6 protein-coding genes are annotated in these 6,603 nt (G+C 68.2%); 2 read left to right on the top strand and 4 right to left on the bottom strand.

Annotated features, from left to right (window positions below):
• Positions 1 to 134 precede the first annotated feature (134 nt).
• Positions 135 to 554: a nucleoside-diphosphate kinase gene (gene ndk / locus Q0M60_RS13625; RefSeq protein WP_296820492.1), complete on the bottom strand. Its 420-nt coding sequence runs from the start codon at positions 552 to 554 to the stop codon at positions 135 to 137.
• 86 nt (positions 555 to 640) lie between these two features.
• Here ndk and Q0M60_RS13630 point away from each other — a divergent pair, with 86 nt between their 5' ends.
• A complete protein-coding gene (locus Q0M60_RS13630) occupies positions 641 to 2,515 on the top strand; it encodes an ABC-F family ATP-binding cassette domain-containing protein (RefSeq protein ID WP_296820495.1) in 1,875 nt (624 codons plus the stop codon).
• Here Q0M60_RS13630 and Q0M60_RS13635 read toward each other — a convergent pair.
• Both Q0M60_RS13635 and Q0M60_RS13640 read right to left on the bottom strand, forming a co-directional pair.
• Positions 2,512 to 3,471 (bottom strand): DUF3667 domain-containing protein, encoded by a 960-nt coding sequence (locus Q0M60_RS13635; protein WP_296820497.1) that lies wholly within the window; start codon positions 3,469 to 3,471, stop codon positions 2,512 to 2,514. The two genes, Q0M60_RS13630 and Q0M60_RS13635, sit on opposite strands and share 4 nt — an antisense overlap.
• An 18-nt stretch (positions 3,472 to 3,489) precedes the next feature.
• Positions 3,490 to 4,389, bottom strand: a complete 900-nt coding sequence (locus tag Q0M60_RS13640; RefSeq protein WP_296820498.1) for an enoyl-CoA hydratase-related protein — start codon at positions 4,387 to 4,389, stop codon at positions 3,490 to 3,492.
• A 65-nt stretch (positions 4,390 to 4,454) separates the two neighbouring features.
• Between Q0M60_RS13640 and Q0M60_RS13645 the strand changes: the two genes are divergently transcribed.
• Positions 4,455 to 4,820 carry a DUF2200 domain-containing protein gene (locus Q0M60_RS13645; RefSeq protein WP_296820500.1) on the top strand — a complete coding sequence of 122 codons (366 nt, stop codon included), beginning with the start codon at positions 4,455 to 4,457 and terminating at the stop codon, positions 4,818 to 4,820.
• Here Q0M60_RS13645 and Q0M60_RS13650 read toward each other — a convergent pair whose 3' ends face one another.
• Complete coding sequence (locus tag Q0M60_RS13650) at positions 4,821 to 6,428, bottom strand: carboxyl transferase domain-containing protein (protein WP_296820502.1); 1,608 nt, start codon at positions 6,426 to 6,428, stop codon at positions 4,821 to 4,823.
• Between the last annotated feature and the right edge of the window lie 175 nt (positions 6,429 to 6,603).

Raw genomic sequence — 6,603 nt, forward strand, 5'->3', positions numbered from 1 at the left:
CGGCCCGTCGGTCTTTGACATCGAGGGTGTCGCGGATCCGCGGTGTGCCCGGCTGTCGCTCTGTCGCTGTGTCGCGCACGAAAAAGGCCCCCGGGTCCCCCCGGAGGCCTCGTTCTTCGCCGTCAGGCCGGCCTTTAGCCGACGATCTGGTCGTCCGTGAAGAACTGGGCGATCTCGATCTTGGCGTTGTCAGCCGAGTCCGAGCCGTGCACCGAGTTCTCGCCGACGTTACGGGCGTAGAGCTTGCGGATGGTGCCCTCGGCGGCCTGTTCCGGGTTGGTGGCGCCCATGACTTCGCGATAGCGAGCCACGGCGTTGTCGCCTTCCAGCACCTGAACGACCACCGGACCCGAGGTCATGAAGTCCACCAGCTCGCCGAAGAACGGGCGCTCCTTGTGGATTTCATAGAATTTCTCGGCCTGGTCGCGGGTCATCTTGATGCGACGCTGGGCGACGATGCGCAGGCCGGCGTCCTCGATCACGGCGTTGACCTTGCCGGTCAGGTTCCGCTCGGTCGCGTCGGGCTTGATGATCGAGAAGGTGCGTTCGGTCATGGGAGGAGAGACTTCTTGTTTGGGGGTTTGAAGGTCGCGGGCTTATAGCGGCGCCCTCCCCGCTTTCCAACACCGCCACCGTATCAATGCTGCAGATCAACGACCTGACGTTCAGCGCCTGGGGCCGGCCCTTCCTGGACCGCGCCTCCGTGAGCCTGCCGCCGGGCTCCAAGGTCGGGCTGGTGGGCCGTAACGGCATCGGCAAATCGACCCTGTTCAAGCTGATCCTGGGCGAGCTGGCCGCCGGCGGCGACGAGATCACCCTGCCAAAGCAGGCGCGCATCGGATCCGTCGATCAGGAGCACCCGGCCACGCCAGTGTCCCTGCTCGACACGATTCTTGAGGCCGACGAGGAGCGCCACCGCCTGCTGCACTGGCTGGAGATCGCCGAGCCGGAGGAGATGGGCGAGATCTGGGAGCGGCTGATCGCCATCGACGCCGACAGCGCCCCGTCGCGTGCGTCGGAAATCCTGGCAGGCCTGGGCTTCTCCCAAGCCGACCTGTCGCGCCCCATGGCCGAGTTCTCCGGCGGCTGGCGGATGCGGGTAGCGCTGGCGGCCGCCTTGTTCGCCGAGCCGGACATCCTGCTGCTCGACGAGCCGACGAACTACCTCGACCTCGAGGGCGCCCTGTGGCTCGAGGCCCGGCTGAAGAAATATCCGTCGACGGCCGTGATCATCAGCCACGACCGTGAACTGCTGAACACGGTGTGCACCCACATCCTGCACATGTCGAACCGCAAGCTGGACCTTTACACGGGCGGCTACGACGACTTCGAGAAGACCCGGGCCGAGAAGCTGCGCCTGCTCGAGGCCACCCGCGCCAAGCAGGAAGCCGAGCGCGCCCACCTGCAATCATTTGTCGACCGCTTCAAGGCCAAGGCCTCCAAGGCCGCCCAGGCCCAGTCCCGGGTGAAACGCCTGGCCAAGATGCAGCCGGTCACCCTGCCGCCGGACGAGCGTGTGGCGCCCTTCGTGCTGCCGTCTCCGGATCGCCCCATCGCGCCGCCGCTGATCCGGCTAGAGAAGGCCGACGTCGGCTATGAGCCCGGCCGGCCGATCCTCAGGAACCTCAACCTGCGGATGGACACCGACGACCGCATCGGCCTGCTCGGCGTCAACGGGGCGGGCAAGTCGACCTTCGCCAAGATGATCGCCGGCGCCCTCAAGCCCGAGAAGGGCGACTTCCTCCGCTCGGGCAAGATGAAGGTCGGCTGGTTCCACCAGCACCAGATCGAGGCGCTGGATCCCGAGGACACGGCGCTGGAGATCATCCGCCGCGCCATGCCGGACGCGTCGGAGAACAGCCGCCGCTCGCGGCTTGCGCAATACGGCCTGCCGTTCGAGAAGCAGGAGACCAAGGTCGAGAGCCTGTCCGGCGGCGAGCGCGCCCGTCTTCTGCTCAACCTCGTGGCCATGGACGCTCCGCACGTCCTCATCCTCGACGAGCCGACCAACCACCTGGACATCGACAGCCGCCGGGCCCTGCTGGACGCGCTGAACGAATACGAGGGCGCGGTCATCCTGATCACCCACGACCGCTCCCTGATGGAGCTGGTCGCCGATCGCCTGTGGCTGGCCGCCGACGGCACGGTGAAGCCCTTCGAGGGCGACATGGACGACTACGCGAAGTTCGTCCTCGACCGGGCCAAGGCGGCGGGCTCGCGCCCGACCCAGGTCGCCGAGGCCCCCGCGCCGGTCACGCCCGCGCCAGCACTCAAGACTGCGAAGAAGGACGGCCCGTCTCCCTCGACCCTGCGCTTCGCCGCGAAGAAGGCCGAGGAACGGATGGCCGCCCTGACCGCCGAGGTCGCCCGAATCGACCGCGACCTGGCCAAGGCCGCCACCAGCGACCCCTCGAAACTCGCCGACCTCAGCCGCGCCCGCGCGAAGGCCCAGGCGGACCTCGACGCCGCCGAGGCCGACTGGCTGGCGGCCGAAGAGGCGCTCGCCGAGGCCTAGGCGAACAGCCCCAGGACCACCACCCCGAGCAGGAACAGGCCGAACCCGGCCAGGGTCAGGATCGACAGCAGCAGGCCCCGGACCACGGCTCCGGGCCAGCTCAGCCCGTAGGCGCCCTTCAGGTGCACGATGGCATGGACCGCCAGCCCCAGCATGACACCCGCCGCGGCCATTCCGCTCAGCTCCCAGCCGACGAAACCGAGCGACCAATTCGCCAGCGAATAGGCTGTCGCCGTCAAGACTCCGAAGCCCACGCCATACAGCGACACGACCCCGTGGTCGTAGAAGCTGTAGCCCCGCCGGAAGATCATCAGCAGCGCCAGGATCGCCATGCTGATCGGCGCCAGCAGGAAACTCAGCTTATAAATCAGGGTCTCGATCTTGTAGCTGTAATACTCCGCGTTCTGGAGCCGGCGGTCGATCATCGAGCCCAGCCGCCGGCCGGTGTCTGACTGATCGACGCTGAGTTGAAGCCCGTCCGCGGCGGCCTCCCGACGCGCCTCCTCCAGGCCCGCCGCCAGCGTCGGCTGGTCGCGCATGACGGTCGATCCCGGCAGCATGACCAGGTGCTGTCCCGTCAGCGACTGGAAGGTGAAGAACAGGAACACCGCGAACAGGAACAGGTGCAGTGGCTGCAGGTAGCGGACGCGCCGCCCCTCTCGCCACTCTCGCGTCAGGCGGCCTGGATTGATCGCCAGCACCGGAAGCGTGCGCCAGATGCGCCCGTCCAGGTGCGCGATCCCCTCGATCGCCTCGTGAAACAGGTCCCTCAGCCGCGAGTGCAGATGGGCCCGCTGGCCGCAGGCGTGGCAGTAGGGGCCTTCAAGCGCCGTCTCGCAATTGGCGCAGACGCCCGCGTGTTCGGCCGCCTCCAGATGCTCAGCGCCCGGATTCCCCCGGTGCGGATCACCGGCGAGCACTTCCGCCGTCGCCGCCGCGCCTCCGATGTCCGTCATGGCCCCTGCCCCGAACCCCTATTGAGTCCAGGCGGGTCTACGCTTTTCGAGGAAGGCGCGCACGCCCTCCTGACCTTCCTCGGAGACGCGGGCCCGGGCGATGCGTCTGGCCGTGTCCTCCATCAGGTCGCGGTCGATGGGCCTGCCGGCCACGTGGTGGACCAGTCGCTTGGCATCGCCGACGGCGCCGGGCGCACAGGCCCTCATCGTGCGGGTGAACTCGGCCACGAAGCCGTCGATCTCGTCGGCCGAGCCCAGCACGTGGCCGACAAGGCCGAAGGCCTTGGCGTCCTCCGCCGAGAAGACATCGCCGGTCATGAACAGGGCCCGCGCCGTGCGCGCGCCGACCGCCTCGACCACATAGGGCGCGATGGTGCCGGGGATCAGGCCCAGCTTGACCTCCGAGAAGGCGAACTTCGTCCCCTTCACCGCCACGGCCATGTCACAGGCGGCCACGATCCCGGCCCCGCCGCCCATGGCCGCGCCCTCCACGATGGCGACCGTCAGCGCCGGCACGTCGTGCAGGGCCTTCAGCATCTTCGCCAGGCCCATGGCGTCATCGCGGTTGTCACTCTCGGACCAGTCGGCCGCGTCGCGCATCCATTCCAGGTCGGCGCCCGCCGAGAAGGTCCCGCCCGCGCCCCGCACGAACACCACCCGCACGTGGTCGGCGGCGTGCAGCGTCTCGAACGCCTCGCGCAGCGCTGCGATGGTCGCGGCGTCAAAGGCGTTCTTCTTGGCCGGCCGGTTGATGGTCACGAAAACCGTCCCGTCCGGAGTCGAGTCGATGCGGGCCAGGCGGTCATCGGCGTCCGGCGCGGGATTGGCCACCAGCGGATGGGCGATGGCGTTCATCTCGGCGGCCTCGGCGTCGGTGATGTCGGGGGCGTTCAGGTCGGCGTCGGTGGGCTTGGCCATGCTGGTCTCCGGGGCTGTCAGACCTATAACGCGTCCGGGACCGAACGGAACAGGAAGCCAGGCCGATGGCGACCACCGCAGCCGACCGCATCCGCAAGACCAGCGTGGCCAGCGTCCACGTCCACTACGTCGCCAAGGCGGAGAAGAAGGGCCGGACCCGCGCCGAGGTCGACGAGATCATCCGCTGGCTGACCGGCTATTCGGAGCACCAGCTCGACGGCCTGCTGGCCGACAAGACCGACTTCGAGACCTTCTTCGCCAAGGCTCCGGCGATGAACCCGAACCGCTTCCTGATCACAGGCGTGATCTGCGGCTATCGCGTCGAGGCGATCGAAGACCCCTTCATGCGCGAGCTGCGCCACCTCGATAAGCTCGTGGACGAGTTGGCGAAGGGCAAGGCGATGGAGAAAATCCTCCGCTCGCCCGGCTGATCACATCCGGAACACACCGAAGGTCGTCTCCGGAACCGGCGCGTTCAGGCTCGCGCTGATCGCCAGCCCCAGCACATCTCGCGTCTGGACCGGGTCGATGATGCCGTCGTCCCACAGGCGTGCCGTGGCGTAGTAGGGCTTGCCCTCGTCCTCGTAGCGCTGACGGATCGGATCCTTGAAGGCGGCCTCGTCCTCGGCGGCCCAGCTTTCGCCCTTGGCCTCCATGGCGTCGCGCTTGACGGTGGCCAGCACGCTGGCGGCCTGCTCGCCGCCCATCACCGAGATGCGGCTGTTCGGCCAGGTGAACAGGAAGCGCGGCGAATAGGCCCGGCCGCACATGCCGTAGTTGCCCGCGCCGAAGCTGCCGCCGATCAGGACGGTGAACTTCGGCACCTCGGCCGACGCCACGGCAGTCACCATCTTGGCGCCGTGCTTGGCGATGCCTTCGGCCTCGTACTTGCCGCCGACCATGAAGCCGGAGATGTTCTGCAGGAACACCAGCGGGATCTTCCGCTTGCAGGCCAGCTCGATGAAGTGCGCCCCCTTCTGGGCGCTCTCGGAGAACAGCACGCCGTTGTTGGCCAGGATCGCCACCGGCATTCCCCAGATGCGCGCGAAGCCGGTCACCAGCGTCGAGCCGTAGTCGCGCTTGAACTCCTGGAACTCCGAGCCGTCAACGATGCGCGCGATGACCTCGCGGACCTCGTAGGGCGCGCGCACGTCCTCGGGGATAAGGCCGTAGAGCTCCTCGGGATCCAGCGCCGGCGGGACCGGCTCCTCGATGTCCATCTCCGGCCGCTTGACCGTGTTCAGGCCCGCCACGATGTCGCGCACGATCTGCAGCGCATGCTCGTCGTTCTCGGCCACATGGTCGACCACGCCCGAGCGCCGACCGTGGGTCTCAGCGCCGCCCAGCTCTTCAGCGGAGATCACCTCGCCCGTCGCCGCCTTCACCAGCGGCGGGCCGGCCAGGAAGATGGTGCCCTGGTTGCGGACGATCACCGTCTCGTCCGACATGGCCGGCACATAGGCGCCGCCGGCGGTGCACGACCCCATGACGCAGGCGATCTGCGGGATCGACTTCGCGCTCATCCGCGCCTGGTTGAAGAAGATGCGGCCGAAGTGGTCGCGGTCCGGAAACACCTCCGCCTGGTGCGGCAGGTTCGCTCCGCCCGAATCCACCAGATAGACGCATGGCAGGTTGTTTTGCTCAGCGATTTCCTGGGCTCTCAGGTGTTTCTTCACCGTCAGGGGGAAGTAGGCGCCGCCCTTCACCGTCGGATCGTTGGCGACGATCATCACCTCGCGGCCCGAGACGCGCCCAACGCCGCAGATCATCCCGGCCCCCGGCGCCTCGTCGCCGTACATGCCGTTGGCTGCCAGCTGGCCGACCTCCAGGAAGGGCGCGCCGGGATCCAGCAGCCGCTCCACCCGGTCGCGCGGCAGCAACTTGCCCCGCTTCACGTGCCGGTCACGCGAGGCGTCGGGGCCGCCCAGAGCGGCCTTGGCGACCTTTTCCCTCAGCTCGCGCGCCAGAGTGCGGTTGTGGGCGTCGAGCCGCTTGAAGGCTTCGGAAGACGGATCGATCGCGGACGTCAGCTTGGGCATGCGCCCTCTCTAGCCGGGGCGTGTTGCATCGTCACCCCGGACGGCGCTTCGCGCATCATCCGCGAGCCGCTAAGCTCAGCCCATGAAGCGCCGCCCTCGCGACGACAAGCTCGAGACCGCTCTGGCCGGCCTGTTCAACGAGCACCGATCGCCGGCCAGCTGGTTCACCCTGACC

This window comes from Brevundimonas sp., from assembly GCF_024711105.1.
Taxonomy (GTDB): Bacteria; Pseudomonadota; Alphaproteobacteria; order Caulobacterales; family Caulobacteraceae; genus Brevundimonas.

Coding starts and splice junctions, on each gene's coding strand:
- ndk (WP_296820492.1), bottom strand. CDS start 554: ATGACCGAACGCACCTTCTCGATCATCAAGCCCGACGCGACCGAGCGG.
- Q0M60_RS13630 (WP_296820495.1), top strand. CDS start 641: ATGCTGCAGATCAACGACCTGACGTTCAGCGCCTGGGGCCGGCCCTTC.
- Q0M60_RS13635 (WP_296820497.1), bottom strand. CDS start 3,471: ATGACGGACATCGGAGGCGCGGCGGCGACGGCGGAAGTGCTCGCCGGT.
- Q0M60_RS13640 (WP_296820498.1), bottom strand. CDS start 4,389: ATGGCCAAGCCCACCGACGCCGACCTGAACGCCCCCGACATCACCGAC.
- Q0M60_RS13645 (WP_296820500.1), top strand. CDS start 4,455: ATGGCGACCACCGCAGCCGACCGCATCCGCAAGACCAGCGTGGCCAGC.
- Q0M60_RS13650 (WP_296820502.1), bottom strand. CDS start 6,428: ATGCCCAAGCTGACGTCCGCGATCGATCCGTCTTCCGAAGCCTTCAAG.